The sequence below is a fragment of the Aeromonas sp. QDB34 genome (assembly GCF_027705405.1).
GTDB lineage: Bacteria > Pseudomonadota > Gammaproteobacteria > Enterobacterales > Aeromonadaceae > Aeromonas > Aeromonas hydrophila.
In genome coordinates, this window is the sequence record NZ_JAPDBT010000014.1 from 60,420 (window position 1) to 79,754 (window position 19,335).

The 19,335-nt window shown below is 62.3% G+C and carries 17 protein-coding genes; 13 read left to right on the forward strand and 4 right to left on the reverse strand.

What is annotated here, in order from left to right; genetic code table 11:
- Window positions 1-2 precede the first annotated feature (2 nt).
- A complete protein-coding gene (gene kbaZ / locus OKC29_RS17080; protein WP_073348929.1) occupies window positions 3-1,316 on the reverse strand; it encodes a tagatose-bisphosphate aldolase subunit KbaZ in 1,314 nt (437 codons plus the stop codon).
- 272 nt (window positions 1,317-1,588) lie between these two features.
- Between kbaZ and OKC29_RS17085 the strand changes: the two genes are divergently transcribed.
- Window positions 1,589-2,386, forward strand: coding sequence for a DeoR family transcriptional regulator (locus tag OKC29_RS17085; RefSeq protein WP_005309410.1), 798 nt, complete (start codon window positions 1,589-1,591; stop codon window positions 2,384-2,386).
- 69 nt (window positions 2,387-2,455) lie between these two features.
- On the opposite strand, the gene OKC29_RS17090 is transcribed toward OKC29_RS17085, so the two are convergent.
- The 3 genes from OKC29_RS17090 to barA form a co-directional block, all read right to left on the reverse strand.
- Window positions 2,456-3,376 (reverse strand): N-acetylmuramoyl-L-alanine amidase, encoded by a 921-nt coding sequence (locus OKC29_RS17090; RefSeq protein ID WP_073348930.1) that lies wholly within the window; start codon window positions 3,374-3,376, stop codon window positions 2,456-2,458.
- 3 nt (window positions 3,377-3,379) lie between these two features.
- Window positions 3,380-3,859 (reverse strand): DUF1456 family protein, encoded by a 480-nt coding sequence (locus OKC29_RS17095; RefSeq protein ID WP_011704763.1) that lies wholly within the window; start codon window positions 3,857-3,859, stop codon window positions 3,380-3,382.
- A gap of 72 nt (window positions 3,860-3,931) precedes the next feature.
- The gene (gene barA / locus OKC29_RS17100; RefSeq protein WP_073348931.1) at window positions 3,932-6,643 is read right to left on the reverse strand and encodes a two-component sensor histidine kinase BarA; all 2,712 of its coding nucleotides are present in this window, start codon (window positions 6,641-6,643) and stop codon (window positions 3,932-3,934) included.
- A gap of 153 nt (window positions 6,644-6,796) precedes the next feature.
- Between barA and rlmD the strand changes: the two genes are divergently transcribed.
- The 12 genes from rlmD to OKC29_RS17160 all read left to right on the forward strand — a co-directional run bounded on the left by rlmD (window position 6,797) and on the right by OKC29_RS17160 (window position 19,326).
- Window positions 6,797-8,119 (forward strand): 23S rRNA (uracil(1939)-C(5))-methyltransferase RlmD, encoded by a 1,323-nt coding sequence (gene rlmD, locus OKC29_RS17105; RefSeq protein ID WP_060390863.1) that lies wholly within the window; start codon window positions 6,797-6,799, stop codon window positions 8,117-8,119.
- Between the two features lie 266 nt (window positions 8,120-8,385).
- Entirely contained in the window at window positions 8,386-10,596 is a 2,211-nt protein-coding gene (gene relA, locus OKC29_RS17110; protein WP_016349532.1) for a GTP diphosphokinase, read from the forward strand.
- 84 nt (window positions 10,597-10,680) lie between these two features.
- Window positions 10,681-11,478, forward strand: coding sequence for a nucleoside triphosphate pyrophosphohydrolase (mazG, locus tag OKC29_RS17115; protein WP_073348932.1), 798 nt, complete (start codon window positions 10,681-10,683; stop codon window positions 11,476-11,478).
- Between the two features lie 141 nt (window positions 11,479-11,619).
- Entirely contained in the window at window positions 11,620-13,257 is a 1,638-nt protein-coding gene (pyrG, locus tag OKC29_RS17120) for a glutamine hydrolyzing CTP synthase (RefSeq protein WP_017410643.1), read from the forward strand.
- A gap of 89 nt (window positions 13,258-13,346) precedes the next feature.
- Complete coding sequence (gene eno / locus OKC29_RS17125; RefSeq protein ID WP_011704769.1) at window positions 13,347-14,648, forward strand: phosphopyruvate hydratase; 1,302 nt, start codon at window positions 13,347-13,349, stop codon at window positions 14,646-14,648.
- A 178-nt stretch (window positions 14,649-14,826) separates the two neighbouring features.
- Complete coding sequence (gene ftsB, locus OKC29_RS17130; RefSeq protein ID WP_011704770.1) at window positions 14,827-15,144, forward strand: cell division protein FtsB; 318 nt, start codon at window positions 14,827-14,829, stop codon at window positions 15,142-15,144.
- Complete coding sequence (gene ispD, locus OKC29_RS17135; RefSeq protein WP_073348933.1) at window positions 15,137-15,868, forward strand: 2-C-methyl-D-erythritol 4-phosphate cytidylyltransferase; 732 nt, start codon at window positions 15,137-15,139, stop codon at window positions 15,866-15,868. Before ftsB ends, ispD begins: the two co-directional genes overlap by 8 nt.
- Entirely contained in the window at window positions 15,865-16,341 is a 477-nt protein-coding gene (gene ispF, locus OKC29_RS17140; RefSeq protein ID WP_016349536.1) for a 2-C-methyl-D-erythritol 2,4-cyclodiphosphate synthase, read from the forward strand. The genes ispD and ispF overlap by 4 nt, the downstream gene beginning before the upstream one ends.
- Window positions 16,341-17,399: a tRNA pseudouridine(13) synthase TruD gene (gene truD, locus OKC29_RS17145; RefSeq protein ID WP_073348934.1), complete on the forward strand. Its 1,059-nt coding sequence runs from the start codon at window positions 16,341-16,343 to the stop codon at window positions 17,397-17,399. The genes ispF and truD overlap by 1 nt, the downstream gene beginning before the upstream one ends.
- Window positions 17,380-18,126 (forward strand): 5'/3'-nucleotidase SurE, encoded by a 747-nt coding sequence (gene surE / locus OKC29_RS17150; RefSeq protein ID WP_073348935.1) that lies wholly within the window; start codon window positions 17,380-17,382, stop codon window positions 18,124-18,126. Before truD ends, surE begins: the two co-directional genes overlap by 20 nt.
- 4 nt (window positions 18,127-18,130) lie before the next feature.
- Window positions 18,131-18,748, forward strand: coding sequence for a protein-L-isoaspartate(D-aspartate) O-methyltransferase (locus tag OKC29_RS17155; RefSeq protein ID WP_011704775.1), 618 nt, complete (start codon window positions 18,131-18,133; stop codon window positions 18,746-18,748).
- A complete protein-coding gene (locus tag OKC29_RS17160) occupies window positions 18,745-19,326 on the forward strand; it encodes a YqaA family protein (protein WP_016349540.1) in 582 nt (193 codons plus the stop codon). The genes OKC29_RS17155 and OKC29_RS17160 overlap by 4 nt, the downstream gene beginning before the upstream one ends.
- Window positions 19,327-19,335 lie beyond the last annotated feature (9 nt).

The following is a 19,335-nucleotide window of genomic DNA, read 5'->3' on the forward strand; positions in this document are numbered from 1 at the left end:
CCTTATACAACCGGGGTCAGCCGGGAGTGGCTGGCGGGAACGGCGCTGCAGGCCGCCGCGTATTGGCGCAGCACCTCCTGCACCTGATCGAGAATGAGGTCGTGAACCCGGGGCGACAGCGTGCCCTGGCGCACCTTGCGGTATTGCAGCGGCAGGTGCTGGCTGAGCAGCGGCAGGGGAATGGGTTCGGCGGCCAGGTTGGCCAGCAATCTGGCGTAACAGTCGTCGACCCGGCTGTCGGGCCAGTAGTAGCGAATGCGATCGGAGTAGCTGTAGCCGCGGGCCAGCCGGCACTCGTTGGGGCTGCCCTGATAGTGGCTGCGCCAGAAGTCGGGGCGATCCAGCATGGTCTCTTCCAGCACCTGGCGCAGGCCCGAGCAGGCTTTGGCCACCACCAGCTCCTCCTCGATGGCAGCGAGGGCAAACAGTGCCTCGCGCAGGGCAAAGGTGAGGGCGGGGCCGACCTTGAGGATGGCGAAGTGATCGCGCACCAGCTGGCGGTAGGCGTCCGGGGTCTGGTAATCGGTGGAGTGGGCCTCGAACACCAGATGGGGATAGGCCTCGATCATCCGGCTCAAGGGGGCGGCCCGCTCGGGACGGTAGTCGATGACGTGGGTGTGGTCGAACTCCACGCCGGGCTGCACCACCAGACCGATCACCCGCGGCCAGAGCTGGACCAGTCCGGCCTGCTCGAAGGCCTGCTGGTGGGCGGCCAGGGTGTGGCGCGCCGCCTCCGGCGTGGTGACTGCCAGCTCGGCCAGCTCTTCGTGGGCACCGCCCGGTACCGGCACTTCGGTGCCAATCACATAGACCAGGTCGCTGTGGCCAAACTGCCGGATGGCGGTCTGCTCGGCCACGTTTGCCAGCCGGGCGGCACGCGCCGCCACCAGCTCGTCGGTCAGCGGCACCGGATCCCCCTGGCAGGACATGCTGCAGTCGAGGTGGATCTTCTTGAAGCCGGCCGCGACATAGCTGGCGATGAGATCCTCGGCGTGGGCCATGGCCCGTTCGGCGGGCTCGCTCTGCCAGCGGTTGGGGCCGAGGTGATCCCCACCCAGTACCAGCCGCTGCACGGGAAAGCGGCACTCGGCGGCGAGCCGGTGCAGCAGGTCGTGAAAATCGGCCGGCGTCATGCCGGTGTAGCCGCCAAATTGATCCACCTGATTGGAGGTGGCCTCGACCAGCAGCAGCTGGTCCCCTTGCGCCGCCAGTCGCAGGGCCGCCTCCAGCACCAGCGGATGGGCGGAGCAGACTGCGTAGATCCCGACCTGCTCCCCCTGCTTGTGTTGTGCGACCAGATCCAGCATTGATTTCATTTCCCTCTTCCTCTTGGCCTGAACAAGATGCTTTGCTTTCGATTTCTTTCTTTACCCTAGGCGTACGGCGTTCGAAACGAAATAAAAGTGTGTTCACATCTTGAGCAAGATCACAAAAAGAAATGAATCGAAAGGTTCGTGGCTGTTTTAGGGAGTCTGACGGCACTTTTCAATTCAATGAAAGCTTGATTTGCCACCGAGGCTGAGTGTTAATAGGGAAACGTAACGAAGTGAAAGCTCTACTTTCACCACAGGACTCCGGCAGAGAGACTATGCAAATCACCGAAAAGAGCGTGCTCGGCACCAGCGAGCGACGGGAGCGCATCATTCAGCAGCTGCGCAGCAATGGCAGCGTTCAGGTCAACGAGCTGGCCGGCCACTATCAGGTTTCCACCGTCACCATCCGCAACGATCTGGCATTTCTGGAGAAACAGGGGGTGGCGGTGCGCGCCTACGGTGGCGCCCTGTTGTGTGAATCCGGCCAGCCGGTGGCCGAGCGCACCATCGCCGACAAGAGCGTGCTCAACACCCCGGTCAAGCAGCGCATCGGCGCCATGGCGGCGAGTCTGGTGCAGCCGGGTTGCCGCCTCATTCTCGACTCGGGTACCACCACCCTGGAGGTGGCACGCCACCTGCGCGATCACCAGGAGATAGTGGTGATGACCAACGGCATGAACGTGGCGAATGCCCTGCTGGAGGCGGAAGGGGTCGAACTGCTGATGACGGGGGGCCACCTGCGCCGCAAGTCGCTCTCCTTCTACGGCGCCCAGGCGGATCTCTCCTTGCAGAACTATCACTTTGACCTGCTGTTTCTCGGGGTGGATGGCATCGATCTGGAGCGCGGCGTCAGCACCCATCACGAAGACGAGGCCAGGCTCAACCGCTGCATGTGCCACGTGGCCGAGCGGATCATCGTCGTGACCGACTCCAGCAAGTTTGGCCGGTTGAGTCTGCACAAGATCATCGATACCCGGCGCATCCACACCCTGATCACCGACGACGCCATTGCGGCCGAGACCCTGGCCGGTCTGCGTCAGGCCGGGATAGAGGTGCTGCTGGTGGAGGCCTGAGTCGGCACTCGAGTGAGAATGCGAAAGAGGGACGCCGCGGCGTCCCTCTTTCGTGGTCGGGGGCAAAGCTCAGCGTTGCTCGGGAAAGTAACGCTCGAGCAGGGCAGTGAGGATGGCCTGGCTCTCGGCATCCGCTTCACCGCTGACCAGGGCGGGCCGAAAGTGGAGCTGGAAGGCGCGCAGGGCGGCGCGGCTCTGCTCATCCCAACTGCCGCTCGGGGCGACGCCGTAGCCGTAGCGGGCCAGCCGTTGCTGCCAGCCGAGGGCATCCCAGGCCGGTGCCGGCTGCTGGCGCAATTCGGCCAGCCGGGTTTCGTCGGGCCAGGCTCCCACCCCGTAGTGCAGGGCCAGCTCGCGCCAGGGGAAGTGGGGGCCGGGATCCTGCTTGCGCTCGGGGGCGACATCGCTGTGTGCCAGTACCTGGGTGGGGGGGATCTGGTAGCGCTCGACCAGCTTGCGGGTGAGGGCGCCGAGGGCGGCTATCTGCGCCTGGGTGTAGGGCTGCCAGCGACGCTGGTGGGCGGGTAGCAACTCATCTTGTGGCGGGTAGCCGAGGTTGACGATCTCGATGCCGAGCGAGCTGGCGTTGAGCCCCGCATATTGATGCCAGCGACTGCGGCCGGCATGCCAGGCGCGCTGGCTGTCGGGCACCAGCTGGTAGACCGGCAGCGGCTGCTCATCGGTATCGCGCGGGATCAGGTAATGGGCGCTCACCTGATGGGCCGGCTCGGTCAGCAGGCGCAGGGAGTGGCCATCGTCTTCGTCCGTGTAGTGCAGGATCAGAAAGGCGATGCGCTCGTTCTGGCTGGCGCTCTGATAGTCGTTGTTGAGCCGATAGGGGGCGGGCTGGCAGGCGCAGAGCAGCAGGGCGAGGCAGAGTGCAAACCAGCGGCGATCTGTGCGCGGGAGGTGAATACCCAGTTGCCATGGCCGGCGCCACCCACCGGCCGCCTGCTGGCGGGATGACGGTGAGTGCAGACGCCGGCCCATGGTTCAGCCGCGATACTTGGCGGTGAGACCGATGAGGAAGTTGCGCAGGATCTGATCCCCGCAATCCTGATAGTGCTTGTGGTCCCGTGAGCGGAACAAGGCGCTCAGCTCGGACTTGGAGAGGTTGAAGTGGGCCAGCTTGAGGGTGCCCAGCATGTCCTCTTCCTTGAAGTTGAGGCCGATGCGCAGCTTGCGCAGGATCATGTTGTTGTTGATCCGGTTCGGGATCACCTGGGCCGGCGCATCTTCCCGCGCGCCGCGGCGCACCAGGATGAAGCCGTCGAGGAACTGGCTCAGGGCCGAATCCGGACAGGCGGCAAAGCCCGCTTCCTGCTCTTCCCCTTCCTCCGCCTCTTTGATCAGCCAGCCGTGCAGCTGGGCATGGGTGACGGTCAGGTTGCCCTTGGCAAACATGTCGACCATCTGGTCGTTGCTGATGCTGAGGGCGTAGCGCAGGCGGCGCAAAATATCGTTGTTGGTCATGTCGACTCCTGTGGAAACGGCGCAACTTTACCATCTGGCGGGGCCCGCGTCAGAAAAAGCGGGTTGCCCGGTTCAGGATAGATAGCGTGGCGCCTCCTGGCGTACCTGCTCCATCGCATCCTGCAGCTCCAGCAGCTCGGGCTCGAGTTCGGCCACCGGCACCCCGTCGCGCAGCTGCTGCTCCAGCTGGGAGAGCAGCCGCTGCAGGCCGGGGACGCCGGAATAGGCGCAGCCGCCGTTGAGGCGATGGAGCTGGGCCAGCACCTCGCTATCCTCCACCTGGCCGGCAAGCGCCGCCTCCAGCACCGGATCCACCTCGTCGAAACTGGTCATCAGCATGGTCAGCATCTCCTTGGCCAGATCCAGCTTGCCCGCCGCCTGACGCACCGCCAGCGCCCAGTCGATCTGCTGGCTGGCGTGATTCTGGTGGCGACGATGGGCGAAGTCGGTGATGAGCTTGGCCAGCATGGCCTCGTCGATGGGCTTGGCTAGGTAGTCGTCCATGCCCTGGCGGATCAGCCGCTCCCGCTCGCCGGGAATGGCGTGGGCGGTAACTGCGACGATGGGGGTCTCGGTGTTGAGCGACTGGCTGCGAATAGCCTGGGTGGCGCTGATGCCGTCCATGATCGGCATCTGGATATCCATGAAGATGATGTCGAACGGCTGGCTCTGGGCCAGTCTGACCGCCTCCTTGCCGTTCTTGCACACCACCACCTGGCTCACCATCTCCTTGAGCATGGCGGCGATGAGCTTGAGGTTGGCGGCGTTGTCGTCCACCGCCAGCACCTTGATCTCCTGCACGCTGCGCGGGGAAGGGGTCGGCAGCGGGGCGCTGCGGACCGCCTCGGGGGAGAGCAGGGCGTGCAGCAGCTTGCGATGGTTGATGGGTTTGGAGAGGCAGTGCTGGGCGCCGTGGGCCAGCATGGCCTCGTAGAGCGAAGGCTCGTGGCTGCTGAGCAGCACTATGGTGTTCTGCTGGCGATCCAGCCCGTCGAGGCGCGCCACCACCTGCTGCGGGCTGTGCTGGGTGCCGCTGCCGATGATCACCATGTCCTGGCTGCTCATTTCGGGCCAGGGGGCGTCGCTGGCCAGGGATTGCACCTCCAGCTGCCACTCCGCCAGCAGGGCGCAGAGGGCCGAGTGGCTGAAGGGATCCGGCTCCAGCAGCCAGACCCGCTTGCCCTGAATGCGATCCAGCGGCAGCTTGTCGGTCTGGGGCAGGGGGGAGACCTCCAGATCCAGGCTGAAGGAGAAGACAGATCCCTTGCCGAGCTCCGATTCGAACCGGATCTGGCCACCCATCTGCTGCACCAGCTTCTGGGTGATGACCAAGCCAAGGCCGGTGCCACCATAGCGGCGGGAGATGGAGGAGTCGGCCTGGTTGAAGGCTTGGAACAGCTGGCGTTGCTGCTCTTCCGAGATGCCGATGCCGGTGTCGCGGATCAGCACGTTGAGCCGCACCTTGCTGCCGCTGGCACTGCCGATCTGTTCGATGCGCACATCCACGTTGCCGTGCTCGGTGAACTTGATGGCGTTGCCGGTGAGGTTGGTCAGCACCTGCTGCAGGCGCATGGGGTCGCCGGTGAGGTAGTCCGGCACCTCGGCATCCACCTGCAGGGAGAGCTCCAGCTGCTTGTCGTGGGCGCTGGGGCCGAGCAGGTGCATGGTCTCGTTGAGGGTGTCACGCAGGCTGAAGGGGATGTGCTCCAGCTGCAGCTTGCCCGCCTCCAGCTTGGAGAAGTCGAGGATGTCGTTGATGATGCCAAGCAGGTTGCGGGCCGATTTCTCGATGGTCTGCATGTAGTCGGTCTGGCTCGGGGTCAGGCTGGTCTTGAGCAGTTGGCGGGTAAAGCCGATGACCCCGTTGAGCGGGGTGCGCAGCTCGTGGGACATGTTGGCCAGAAACTCCGACTTGACCCGCGCCGCCTCCTGCGCCCGCTTCTTGGCCATGTCGAGCTCGACGTTCTGGATCTCGATCTGCTCCAGCGTCTCGCGCAAGTCGGAGGTGGCCTGATCGATGTTCTGCTGCATCTCCTCGTGGTATTCCGAGAGTGCCTTGGCCATGGCGTTGATGCCGTTTTTCAGCATGTCCAGTTCGCCGGTGAGCTGACCGCTGACCCGGGTATCGAGCCGCCCCTCCCTGATCTTGTGCACCGCCTGCACCATGTCGGTGATGGGCTGGGTCACGCTCTTGACCAGCCTGAAGCCAAACAGGGTACTGAAGGCGATGCCGATGAGCACCATGATCACCGCGAAGAAGGTGTCGCGGTATTGCAGGATCATGGCCCGATCGGTGGTCATCTGCATGGAGATGTAGCCGATCATCGGCGGCTCCACGTCGCTTGGCAGCGGGAAGCCATCCATGCTGGTCTCGGCCTGGATCGGGGTGCGCAGTATGATGTCGTCGCCATAGAGGGTGACGCTGGTGAGTTCGGGGATCTGGCTGCCGTCCGGCAGCCGCAGCCGGGTGAAGTCTCTGTGATAGTTGGACGTCACGAACAGCTGGTTGTCCTGGGTGAAGACGGCGATGGACTTGATGAGCGGCGAGTTCTTGCGGTGGGTGAGGCCGATCAGCCGCTTGAGCGACTCGCGGCTGTGCTGGGTCATCCCGTATTCGCTGGCGATGGCCAGCGGCTCTATGATGTTGATGCCCTGATCGATGAGGTTGTTTTCCAGCTGCTGATAGCGGTGGAAAGTGAAATAGCCGGCCATCAGGCCGCCGATGATCAGGGTCGGCAAGATGGTAAAGGCCAGCACACGCGCCCGAAGGCCGTATTTGGTCATGCGGATGGTCCCCCGATGAGCAGGGTTGGCAATGGCGTAAACGAGCGGGAGCGGGCCCACAGGCCGTATTTGGTCATACTATTATTCTTGTGGGACAATAGCCTGCTGCAGATTCCACAATCATGACATAGCCACCTATAGGCACCAAGTTTTATGGCCCAGTTTTTCAAGCCCCAAAAGAAATCCACCCAGCCCCAACGCATTGAATTTACGGTAGACAGCCTGGATCACCACTGCGTCGGGATCGGCCGCCATCAGGGCAAGGCGATCTTCATCGAAGGGGCGCTGCCCGGTGAGCAGGTCAAGGCCCGCATCCTCGAAGACAAGAAGCAGTATGCCCACGCCGCCCTGCAACAGGTGGTGACCCCGGCGGCCAATCGCATCGCCCCCTTCTGCAGCCACTACCGCGAGTGCGGCGGCTGCAGCGCCCAGCACCTGGCCGAAGCGGATCAGCGCGCCGCCAAGGAGGCCGGCCTGGTCAGCCTGTTCGAGCGGCTCGGCAACATCCAGCCCCCGGCGCTGGAGCCAGTGCTGGGCGGAGAGTCCCGCGCCTATCGCCGGGTCTGCCGACTGGCCATCAAGTTTGACAAGAACGGCCGTTGCACCCGGGTGGGCTTTCGTCGCCGTCAGTCGAACGATCTGGTGGAGATCGGCGGTTGCCCGGTGCTGGCCGAGCCGCTCTCCGTGCTGATCACCCCGCTGCGCGAGTGTCTCAACCGTCTCAAGAGCCAGCGCGAGCTAGGCCATGCGGAGCTTATCCAGGCCGAGCAGGGGATCCTGATGCTGCTGCGCCATACCGGCCGACCGACCGAGGCGGATCGGGCGCAGCTGATCGAGTTTGCCAAGACGCAGGGGATCGACCTCTATCTGCAGGCGGCCGACGAGCAGATTGAGCCGCTGCACCAGCAGTTTGCCCCCTCCTACTCGCTGGATGGCCTGTCTCTTGCATTTGCTCCCGGTGACTTCATTCAGGTCAATGCGCCGGTCAACCAGCGCATGGTGGAGCAGGCGCTCTCCTGGCTGGAGGCAGGCAAGGATGACAAGGTGCTCGATCTGTTCTGCGGCATCGGCAACTTCACCCTGCCGCTGGCCCGCCAGGCCCGCGAAGTGGTGGGGGTAGAAGGGGAGCTGGCCATGGTGGCGCGCGCCGAAGAGAACGCCCGTCGCAACGGCATCAACAATGCCCGTTTCTACAAGGCGGACTTGAGCGGCGACATCGCCGGCATGTCCTGGGCACGGGAAGGCTTCGATCTGGTGCTGCTGGATCCGGCCCGCCCCGGTGCGTTCGAGGTGATGGAGCACGTCGTGAAACTTTCACCCAGACGGGTGGTCTACGTTTCCTGTAATCCGGTCACCCTGGCGCGTGACAGCCAGGTGCTGGTGAAAGGGGGCTACCGGCTGGTGCGCCTCGGCATGCTCGACATGTTCCCCCACACCGGCCATCTGGAGTCCATGGCGCTGTTCGAGCGCAAGTAACGGGCGCTGCGGGGCAGATGAAACGCTATGGCCAAAGGGGCGTCGGCTCGCCAGGTTGCGTGGCATCTGCCCGGTCCATAACGCTGTCTGGGCGGGCATGATTGGGGTAATCTAGACCCTCGTAAATCGGCAGGGGCTGGCGGAGAACTCTATTGTCTTTCTTGACAATATGCCTTGAAAAAATCTCCGTATATCCCCATTTGAGGCATTCTCATGAGGGGGAGGGGGCGACAGCCTTCGGCCCAATAATTTAAAGGATTGATACCATGGTTGCGGTTCGCGATATTCATTTGAAAGACAACTTCACCCTGGAGGAGTGGGTCAGCTCGCTCACTCTGAGTGACAGTGACAAGGATCAGCTGCGAACCGTCTACCAGTACTGTCTGACGCTCGGTGACGAAGCGCTCACCAACCGCCTGCTGGTCCGCGGGGTCGAGATGGTGGGTATCTTGCTGATGCTCAGCATGGATCTCGGCACCCTCAAGGCCGCCATCATCTACCCCTTCGTCGAAGCCGGTCTCATCAGCCAGGAGCGGATGGACGAGGACTTCGGCCCCAAGATCGCCAAGCTGGTGGAAGGGGTACTGGAGATGGAGGCCATCCGCTCCCTGCAGACCCTGCACCGCAGTGAAACCTCGCCGGAACAGGTCGACAACGTGCGCCGCATGCTGCTCGCCATGGTCGAGGATGTGCGCGCCGTGGTGATCAAGCTGGCGGAGCGGATCGCCTGCCTGCGGGAAGCGAAGAAGGCGGATGAAGAGACCCGGGTGCTGATGGCCCAGGAGATCACCAACATCTACGCCCCGCTGGCCAACCGGCTCGGCATCGGTCAGCTCAAGTGGGAGCTGGAAGATCTCGCCTTCCGCTACCTGCACCCGGATACCTACAAGCAGATCGCCAAACAGCTCGACGAGAAACGGCTCGATCGGGAGCGCTACATCCGCGAGTTCGTGCAGTCTTTGCGCGATGCCCTGAAAGAGGCGGGGGTCGAGGCCGAGGTCTACGGCCGGCCGAAACACATCTATAGCATCTGGCGCAAGATGCAGAAGAAGCACCTCGAATTCAACGAGTTGTTCGACGTGCGGGCGGTGCGGGTGGTGACCAAGCGTCTGCAGGATTGCTATGCGGCGCTCGGCATCGTCCACACCCACTTCCATCACATTCCCCGCGAGTTTGACGACTACGTCGCCAACCCTAAACCCAACGGCTATCAGTCCATCCACACAGTCGTGGTGGGGCCCGAGGGCAAGACGGTGGAGATCCAGATCCGTACCGACCAGATGCACCAGGATGCCGAACTCGGCGTGGCGGCGCACTGGCGCTACAAGGAAGGGGCTCAGGCCGGCGGCAAGGCCAACACCTTCGAAGACAAGATCGAGTGGCTGCGCAAGCTGCTCGCCTGGCAGGAGGATCTCTCCGAGAGCGGCTCCCTGCTCGAAGATCTGCGCAGTCAGGTGTTCGAGGACAGGGTCTATGTCTTCACCCCGAAAGGGGATGTCATCGACCTGCCGGCGGGCGCCACCCCGCTCGATTTTGCCTATCACGTGCACAGCATGATCGGCCACCGCTGCATCGGCGCCAAGATTGACGGCCGCATCGTGCCGTTCACCTATGCGCTGCAGACCGGCGATCAGGTGGAGGTGATCACCCAGAAGGAACCGAACCCGAGCCGCGACTGGATGAACCCCAACTCCGGCTTCCTGCGCTCCAGCCGGGCGCGGGCCAAGGTGGCCACCTGGTTCAGAAAGCTGGATCGGGACAAGAACATCGCCGCCGGCAAGGAGTTGCTGGAGAAGGAGCTCGACAGGCACAACCTGACCCTCTCCAAGGTGGACAAGGTGGTGCTGGAGCGCTTCCATGCCGACGAGCTGGAAGATCTGCTGGCCGGTATCGGCAGTGGCGACATCCGCATCAACCAGCTGCTGAACTACCTGGATACCCGCTACAACAAGCCGACGGCGGAAGAGGAAGATCGCCGCCTGCTGGAGAAGCTGGAGCAGAAGGCCAACGTGCCGTTCCGGCCCAAGCCCAAGGATCACATAGTGGTGGAAGGGGTCGGCAACCTGATGACCCATATCGCCCGTTGCTGCCAGCCCATTCCGGGGGACGGCATCCAGGGCTTCATCACCATGGGACGCGGTGTCTCCATCCACCGCGAGGATTGCGAGCAGCTCAAAGAGCTCTCCCGTCGCAACCCGGAGCGACTGATCGACGCGGTATGGGGGGAGAACTACTCCGGTGGCTACGGCCTCACCATCCGCATCCTCTCCAACGACCGCTCCGGCTTGCTGCGCGACATCACCACCGTGCTGGCCAACGAGAAGATCAACGTGATGGGGGTGCGTTCGCGCTCCAACGTGCGCGAGCAGACCGCCGAGATCGACATGGAGCTGGAGATTTACAACATCAACGCCTTCAACCGGGCGTTGGCCAAGCTCAGTCAGCTCAACGACGTGATCAGCGCCAAGCGCCTCTGATTGTCATCAACAGCCCACTCGTGACCGACCGCCAGGTCGGTCACTGTTTTCCCCCTGCGTTACGAATCAAGAAGCGAATATCCCATGTCCCAACGTTACGACCTGCCTCAACTGCTCGACATCATGGCCAGATTGCGCGACCCGAACGGGGGTTGCCCCTGGGATCTGAAGCAGAGCTTCCAGACCATAGTGCCGCACACCCTGGAGGAGGCCTACGAGGTGGCCGATACCATCGAAACCCAGGATTGGGACGGATTAAAGGGTGAACTGGGCGATCTACTGTTCCAGGTGGTGTTCTATGCGCAGCTCGGCAAGGAACAGGGGCTGTTCGATTTTGCCGATATCGTCGATACGGTGAGCGAGAAGCTCATTCGCCGCCATCCCCATGTTTTCTCCGATGCCGACCTTGGCGACGAGCAGGCGGTGAAGGTGAACTGGGAGGCAGAAAAAGCCAGAGAGCGGGCCGCGCTCGACAAGGAGAGCGTGCTCGACGACATCCCGCTCTCGCTGCCGGCCCTGACCCGCGCCGCCAAGATCCAGAAGCGCTGCGCCACTGTCGGCTTCGACTGGAAGACCCTGGGCCCGGTGGTGGACAAGATCCACGAGGAGATCGACGAGGTGATGGAAGAGGCGCTGATGGCTGACGTGGACGAGGCGCGGGTGAGCGATGAGCTCGGCGATCTCTTGTTCGCCACCGTCAATCTGGTGCGCCATCTGGGCAAGGATCCGGAGCAGGTGCTGCGGGGCGCCAACGCCAAGTTCGAACGCCGGTTTCGTCAGGTTGAGCAGTTTATCGCCGCAGAAGGGCTGAAAGTGAGCGACTGTTCGCTGGAAAAGCTCGATGCCGCCTGGGACAGGGCCAAGGAAACCGAACAAAGTTGATTTGGCGCAAGATGGGGGCGCCGGGAGCCTGATAGATTTTTGTTCATTGTTTGGGAGAGGGGGTTTTGATATACTGTTTCCCCGTCCTGCTTCATCCCCGAAGCACCCCTTAAAATTCCCTAAACTTCTTTCAGGTTCAGCATGACGACAAAATATATTTTTGTAACTGGTGGCGTTGTTTCATCCCTCGGCAAAGGCATTGCCGCAGCTTCTCTGGCAGCCATTCTGGAAGCCCGTGGTCTGGATGTGACCATCATGAAACTGGACCCCTATATCAACGTGGATCCGGGCACCATGAGCCCGACCCAGCACGGTGAAGTGTTCGTAACCGAGGACGGGGCCGAGACCGATCTGGACTTGGGCCACTACGAGCGTTTCATCCGCACCAAGATGACCCGCCGCAACAACTTCACCACCGGTCGCATCTATGCAGACGTGCTGCGCAAAGAGCGCCGTGGTGACTATCTGGGCGCCACCATTCAGGTGATCCCGCACATCACCAACGCCATCAAGGAGCGGGTGATTGCCGGTGCCGAAGGCCATCAGGTTGCCATCGTCGAAGTGGGCGGTACCGTGGGCGACATCGAGTCCCTGCCGTTCCTCGAGGCCATTCGTCAGCTGGCTGCCGAAGTGGGCCGCAACAATGCCATGTTCATGCACCTGACGCTGGTTCCTTACCTGGCTGCCGCCGGTGAAGTGAAGACCAAGCCGACCCAGCACTCCGTCAAAGAGCTGCTCTCCATCGGTATCCAGCCAGACGTGCTGATCTGCCGCTCCGACCGTGCCATTCCGGCCGTTGAGCGCGCCAAGATCGCCCTGTTCTGCAACGTGCCGGAGCGCGCCGTCATCTCCATGAAAGACGTCGACTCCATCTACAAGATCCCGGCGCTGCTCAAGTCCCAGAATCTGGACTCCTACTTCACCGAGCGCTTCGGTCTGGAGTGCAAGGAGGCCGATCTGGCCGAGTGGGAACAGGTCATCTATGAAGAGGCCAACCCGACTGCAGAAGTGACCATCGGCATGGTCGGCAAGTACGTATCCCTGCCGGATGCCTACAAGTCCGTCAACGAGGCACTCAAGCACGGTGGCCTGAAGACCCGTCTGTCCGTCAACATCAAGTACATCGATTCCCAGGACATCGAGACCCGTGGCGCCGAGCTGCTGGAAGGTCTGGACGCGATCCTGGTACCGGGTGGCTTCGGTGAGCGCGGCGTGGAAGGCAAAATTCAGGCGGCCCAGTATGCTCGCGAGAACAAGATCCCCTACCTGGGTATCTGCCTCGGCATGCAGGTTGCCATGATCGAATTCGCCCGCAACGTGGCAGGCATGGAAGGGGCTCACTCTTCCGAGTTCAAGAAGGATTGTGCCTATCCGGTGGTGGGTCTCATCACCGAGTGGGTGGATGACGAAGGCAACGTCGAGACCCGTACCGAGAAGTCCGATCTGGGCGGTACCATGCGTCTGGGTTCCCAGCTCTGCCACCTGGTGGAAGGTTCCAAGGTGCGCCAGATGTACGGCAGCCCGACCATTTACGAGCGCCACCGTCACCGTTATGAAGTGAACAACAAGTTGCTGCCGCAGATTGAAGCAGCAGGCCTGAAAGTGACCGGTCTCTCCGCCGACAAGAAGTTGGTGGAAATTATCGAGATCCCGGATCACCCTTGGTTCGTGGCCGCGCAATTCCACCCGGAGTTCACCTCGACTCCCCGTGATGGCCACGCCCTGTTCGCCGGTTTTGTGAAGGCGGCAGGCGAGTATCAGAAGCGTAATCTGAAGTAATTGAAAATAAATGCGGTTGGGGCCCTGTGCCGCAGCCGCTTTTTTTGGCATATTTTTGTTGTTTTTTTACGAAACCTGAGGAAATACACATGTCCAAGATCGTTAAAGTGATCGGTCGTGAAATCATCGACTCCCGTGGTAACCCGACCGTTGAGGCCGAAGTTCACCTGGAAGGTGGTTTTGTTGGTATGGCAGCCGCTCCGTCTGGCGCGTCCACCGGTTCCCGCGAAGCGCTGGAACTGCGTGACGGCGACAAGAGCCGTTTCCTGGGTAAAGGCGTGCTGAAAGCTCTCGAAGCCGTAAACGGCCCGATCGCTCAAGCTCTGCTGGGTAAAGATGCCAAGGACCAGGCCACTGTCGACCAGATCATGATCGACCTCGACGGTACCGAGAACAAATCCAAGTTCGGCGCCAACGCCATCCTGGCTGTTTCCCTGGCCAACGCCAAAGCTGCCGCTGCTGCCAAAGGCATGCCGCTGTACGCCCACATCGCCGAGCTGAACGGCACCCCGGGTGTCTACTCCATGCCGCTGCCGATGATGAATATCATCAACGGTGGTGAGCACGCCGACAACAACGTCGACATCCAGGAGTTCATGATCCAGCCGGTTGGCGCCAAGACCCTGAAAGAAGCTGTTCGCATGGGCGCTGAAGTGTTCCACAACCTGGCCAAAGTGCTGAAGTCCAAGGGCTACAACACTGCCGTTGGTGACGAAGGTGGTTTTGCTCCGAACCTGAAATCCAACGCCGAAGCGCTGGAAGTGATCGCCGAAGCCGTTGCCGCTGCCGGTTACAAGCTGGGCACCGACATCACCCTGGCCATGGACTGCGCTGCTTCCGAGTTCTACGACGCAGAGAAGAAAGAGTACAACCTGAAAGGCGAAGGTCGTGTCTTCACCTCCAATGGTTTCTCCGACTTCCTGGCTGACCTGACCACCAAGTTCCCGATCGTCTCCATCGAAGATGGCCTGGACGAATCTGACTGGGACGGTTTCGCTTACCAGACTGCTGAACTGGGCAAGAAAATCCAGATCGTGGGTGACGACCTGTTCGTAACCAACACCAAGATCCTGAAGCGCGGTATCGACAACGGCATCGCCAACTCCATCCTGATCAAGTTCAACCAGATCGGTTCCCTGACCGAAACTCTGGCTGCCATCAAGATGGCCAAAGACGCTGGCTACACTGCCGTCATCTCCCACCGCTCCGGTGAGACCGAAGACGCGACCATCGCCGACCTGGCCGTTGGTACCGCTGCTGGCCAGATCAAGACCGGTTCCATGAGCCGTTCTGACCGTGTTGCCAAGTACAACCAGCTGATCCGTATCGAAGAAGCGCTGGGTGCCAAGGCTCCGTTCCGTGGTCTGAAAGAAGTGAAGAACCAGGCTTAATTTTCGCCTGCTTCCACGCTTTGCAAAGCCCCGCCAATCGGCGGGGCTTTTTCGTTTCTGCCGCCGCCGCGGCGGGTTTCTGCATTTTTTATTCCGGCCCAATCCATCCGGGGCACAGGCTTTCTTTTGTCTTGCCTGCGAATATGGGAAACTAGGCCGCTTGAAGGAGACTCAGTGCATGCGGCTACTCACTCTTATCCTGCTTCTCCTGTTGGGGGGGCTTCAATATGACCTCTGGCTGGGGAAGAACGGCCTGTCTGACTATCATGAGCTGTCCGATGCCATAACCCGGCAGCAGCAGGACAATCTGGTACTCAAGGATCGCAACAACCTGATTTATCGCGAGATCGACGATCTGACCTCGGGCCTGGAAGCCATCGAGGAGCTGTCGCGCAACGATCTTGGCTACATCAAGCAGGGCGAGACCTTCTATCGGATCATCCCCAAGGACAAAGACAAGGGTTCCAGCTCCGGGGACGCAGCCTACGATGACTGATCTCCGCCCCGGGCTGACCGCCATCGTCCCGGCCGCGGGCATCGGCAGCCGAATGGGGGCCGAGTGCCCCAAACAGTATCTGCAGCTGGCGGGTCTGACCATTCTGGAACATACCCTGACCCGGCTGCTTTCCCATCCGGCCATCGCTCAGGTGATCGTGGCGCTGGCTCCCCATGACCGCTGGTTCGACGCCCTGGCCGTGGCCGCCGATCCGAGGATCCTGCGAGTGGAAGGGGGCGCCGAGCGGGCCTTTTCCGTGCTCAATGCGTTGCACGTGGCCGCAGGGGAGTGGGTACTGGTGCACGACGCCGCCCGTCCCTGCCTGACCCACGGCGATCTCGATGCCCTGATTACCACCGCCATGGCCTGTGATGGCGCCATCCTCGGCAGCCGGGTGCGCGACACTATGAAGCGATCCGACTGGGCGGGCAACATCCTCGCCACCGTCGATCGCGAGCAGCTCTGGCATGCCCTGACCCCCCAGATGTTTCCCACCAGACCGCTCAAGCGGGCTCTGGAAGAGGGGCTGGCGCTGGGGGCCACCATCACCGATGAGGCCTCCGCCATGGAGCGTGCCGGTTTCACAGTGCGGATGGTGGAAGGACGAGCTGACAATATCAAGGTGACCCGGCCGGAGGATCTCTCTCTGGCGGGGCTCTATTTGCAGCAACAGAATGCGCGCCAGCTGGCGCAACCCGATTCACCCACAGAGGAGCTGGCATGATCCGGATTGGACATGGTTTTGATGTACACAAGTTTGGTGGGGTTGGCCCCTGCATGCTGGGCGGGGTAGCGGTGCCGTATGAGCAGGGCCTGCTGGCTCACTCCGATGGTGACGTGGTGCTGCACGCGGTGAGCGATGCCCTGCTTGGTGCCATCGGCGCCGGCGATATCGGCCGTCACTTTCCCGATACCGCCGCCGAGTTCAAGGGGATCGACAGCCGCATCCTGCTGCGAGACGTGTTTGCCCGGGTGCAGCAGTCGGGCTATGCCATCGGCAACCTGGATGTGACCATCATTGCCCAGGCGCCCAAGATGGCACCGCATATCGAAGCCATGTGCGCCGTGCTGGCCGCCGATCTGCAATGTGATTTGAACCGGGTGAACGTCAAGGCGACCACCACCGAACAGCTGGGATTCACGGGGCGCAAGGAAGGGATCGCCACCGAAGCCGTCGTCTTACTGGTGAAACAATAATGCTGGAACAACTTGCCTATCTGCACGGGGCGCCGACTGCCCGCGGCATCCTCAAGGCACAAGCCGCCGATTTCGTGGTCAATGAAGATCTCGGGTTTGAACCCTGCGGCGAGGGGGAGCACATCTTCGTCTGGGTGCGTAAAACCGGGGAAAATACCGCCTGGGTGGCCGGCCTGCTGGCCGATGCTGCCGGGGTCAACCGCAATGCGGTGACCTGGGCCGGGCTGAAAGATCGCCACGCGGTGACCGAACAGTGGTTCGGCATTCATCTGCCGGGCAAGGCAGAACCTGATCTCTCCGTCATCGAGAGCGACAGCATCCAGATCCTGCAGGTGAAGCGCCACAACAAGAAGCTGCGGGTCGGCTATCTCAAGGGCAACCACTTCACCCTGCGCCTCACCGGGCTGGAGCAGGCCGACGGTCTGGAATCCCGCCTGCAGGCCATCGCGGAGCAGGGGGTGCCCAACTATTACGGCGAGCAGCGTTTTGGCCGGGGCGGCAACAACCTGGAGGCGGCCAAGGCGATGTTCGCCGGCAAGCGGATCAAGGATCGCAACAAGCGCTCCCTCTATCTCTCCGCTGCCCGCAGCATGTTGTTCAATGCCATCGTCAGTGCCCGCATTGAGCAGGGACTGGCCCATCAGCTGCTGGCCGGCGACTGTGTGATGCTCAAGGGCAGCCACTCCATCTTCAGCGAAGAGGGCGTGACCCCTGAGCTGGAGGCGCGTCTCGCCTCTGGCGACGTGCAGCTCACCGCGCCCCAGTGGGGCCGTGGTCGGTTGGCCAGCCAGGGTGCCGCCGCCGAGTTCGAACAGAGCGTGCTGGCCCCCTATCACGATTGGTGTGACGGCCTGGAAAAAGCCGGGCTGGACCAGGATCGCCGCCCGCTGCTGCTCAAGCCGCAAGCGATGAGCTGGCAGCTGGAAGGGGCCGTGTTGACCCTGTCGTTCTTCCTGCCGGCCGGGGCGTTTGCCACCAGCGTGGTGCGCGAGTTAATGCAGGCCGAAGAGGCCGATCATGGTTTCAGGAATCAGTCCGATGAGAATTCTGGTCAGTAATGATGACGGTGTGCATGCCAAGGGCATAAGAGCCCTCAGCGAGGCGCTGGCTGCCTGTGGCGAGGTCATCGTGGTGGCGCCGGATCGCAACCGCAGCGGGGCGAGTCATTCCCTGACGCTGGAAGTGCCGCTGCGGGTCACCCGTATCGCCGAAACCGGATATCATGCGGTGAAGGGCACGCCGACCGACTGCGTGCACCTGGCGGTCAACGAGCTGGTGCGCCCGGAGCCCGACATGGTGGTGGCCGGCATCAACCACGGCGCCAACCTGGGGGATGACGTCATCTACTCGGGCACGGTGGCGGCGGCAACCGAGGGACGCCACCTCGGCTTCCCCTCGCTGGCCATCTCGCTGGTAGGCAAGACCCATTTCGCCACGGCGGCCCACTACGCCGCCCAGCTGGTGAGGGGCATGATGGTGCACCCGCTGCCCGCCGATCAGATCCTCAACGTCAATGTGCCGGACCTGCCCCTCGACCAGATCAAGGGGATCAGGGTGACGCGCCTTGGCAACCGCCACCGGGCGGAGTCGGTCATATGCAGCGAGGATCCCCGTGGCCAGCCCATCTACTGGATCGGCCCGCCCGGCAGCCAGCAAGATGCGGGCGAAGGCACGGATTTCGCCGCCATCGAGCAGGGCTACGTCTCGATCACCCCCCTGACCATCGATATGACTGCCTACAGCAGTCTGGCGGGGCTGGGGGCTTGGTTGGACCTGCAGGGATGAAGGTGTGATAGTACAGCGCCTGTTAAACCAGCTGATCGCGCAGGACATTCGCGATTTCCGCGTACTCGCGGCGATTGCCAAGGTGCCGCGCCAGCTGTTCGTGGATGAAGCCATGGCCCACAAGGCCTGGGACAATACGGCGTTGCCCATCGGCCACGGTCAGACCATCTCGCAACCCTACATGGTGGCTCGGATGACCGAGCTGTTGATCCAGAACGATCCGGCCCATGTGTTGGAGATCGGCACTGGCTCGGGTTACCAGACGGCGGTGCTGGCTCATCTGGTGGAGCACGTCTACACGGTGGAGCGGATCAAGTCGCTGCAGTTCCAGGCCCGGCGCCGGCTGCGTCAGCTCGATTTGCACAATGTCTCCGCCAAGCACGGCAATGGCTGGCTGGGCTGGCCCAACAAGGGCCCCTTCGACGCCATTCTGGTCACGGCGGCCGCCAGCGAGGTGCCGACGGCCCTCACCGATCAGCTGGCCGATGGTGGCCGGCTGGTGTTGCCGGTGGGGGACAGCCAGCAGACCCTGCAGCTGATCGAGCGGTCGGGCTCCCAGCTGACCAGCCGGATCCTGGAGCCGGTCCGTTTCGTCCCCCTGATTGACGGAGATGTCGAGTGAAGTTGTTTTCCCGCCTCTATGTGCTGGTGATGCAGTGGGCACGCCACAAGTATGCCCCCTGGTATCTGGCGATCACCGCCTTCATCGAGTCGGTGTTCTGGCCCATTCCGGTGGACGTCATGCTGGCCCCCATGGCGCTGGCCAGACCGCACAAGGCCTGGCACTACGCCGCACTGGCGACCCTGTTCTCCGTGCTGGGCGCGTTGTTCGGCTATCTGCTCGGTTATGCCCTGTGGGAGCCGGTGGTCCAGCCGCTGGTGGTCTCGGTGGGTTATGAAGACAAGATTGCCCTGGCCCGGCAATGGTTCGAGCAGTGGGGCATCTGGGTAATTTTTATTGCCAGTTTCACGCCGATCCCCTACAAGGTGTTTACCGTGACGGCCGGCCTGTTGCAAATGGCACTGCTGCCCTTCATCGTGACCTCGCTGATCGGGCGTGGCATGCGCTTTTTCCTGGTGGCAGGCCTGATGCGCTGGGGGGGCGAGAAGATGGAGCGCAAGCTGATGCACTATGTGGATGTGCTGGGTTGGCTCTGTATTGGTTTGGCCGTTGTGGCCTATTTCTGGTTTAGTCGTTAAAGGATCCAC

Excerpts from the sequence above, each read along its gene's own strand:
- kbaZ (WP_073348929.1), bottom strand. The coding sequence starts at position 1,316 with ATGAAATCAATGCTGGATCTGGTCGCACAACACAAGCAGGGGGAGCAG.
- OKC29_RS17085 (WP_005309410.1), top strand. The coding sequence starts at position 1,589 with ATGCAAATCACCGAAAAGAGCGTGCTCGGCACCAGCGAGCGACGGGAG.
- OKC29_RS17090 (WP_073348930.1), bottom strand. The coding sequence starts at position 3,376 with ATGGGCCGGCGTCTGCACTCACCGTCATCCCGCCAGCAGGCGGCCGGT.
- OKC29_RS17095 (WP_011704763.1), bottom strand. The coding sequence starts at position 3,859 with ATGACCAACAACGATATTTTGCGCCGCCTGCGCTACGCCCTCAGCATC.
- barA (WP_073348931.1), bottom strand. The coding sequence starts at position 6,643 with ATGACCAAATACGGCCTTCGGGCGCGTGTGCTGGCCTTTACCATCTTG.
- rlmD (WP_060390863.1), top strand. The coding sequence starts at position 6,797 with ATGGCCCAGTTTTTCAAGCCCCAAAAGAAATCCACCCAGCCCCAACGC.
- relA (WP_016349532.1), top strand. The coding sequence starts at position 8,386 with ATGGTTGCGGTTCGCGATATTCATTTGAAAGACAACTTCACCCTGGAG.
- mazG (WP_073348932.1), top strand. The coding sequence starts at position 10,681 with ATGTCCCAACGTTACGACCTGCCTCAACTGCTCGACATCATGGCCAGA.
- pyrG (WP_017410643.1), top strand. The coding sequence starts at position 11,620 with ATGACGACAAAATATATTTTTGTAACTGGTGGCGTTGTTTCATCCCTC.
- eno (WP_011704769.1), top strand. The coding sequence starts at position 13,347 with ATGTCCAAGATCGTTAAAGTGATCGGTCGTGAAATCATCGACTCCCGT.
- ftsB (WP_011704770.1), top strand. The coding sequence starts at position 14,827 with ATGCGGCTACTCACTCTTATCCTGCTTCTCCTGTTGGGGGGGCTTCAA.
- ispD (WP_073348933.1), top strand. The coding sequence starts at position 15,137 with ATGACTGATCTCCGCCCCGGGCTGACCGCCATCGTCCCGGCCGCGGGC.
- ispF (WP_016349536.1), top strand. The coding sequence starts at position 15,865 with ATGATCCGGATTGGACATGGTTTTGATGTACACAAGTTTGGTGGGGTT.
- truD (WP_073348934.1), top strand. The coding sequence starts at position 16,341 with ATGCTGGAACAACTTGCCTATCTGCACGGGGCGCCGACTGCCCGCGGC.
- surE (WP_073348935.1), top strand. The coding sequence starts at position 17,380 with ATGAGAATTCTGGTCAGTAATGATGACGGTGTGCATGCCAAGGGCATA.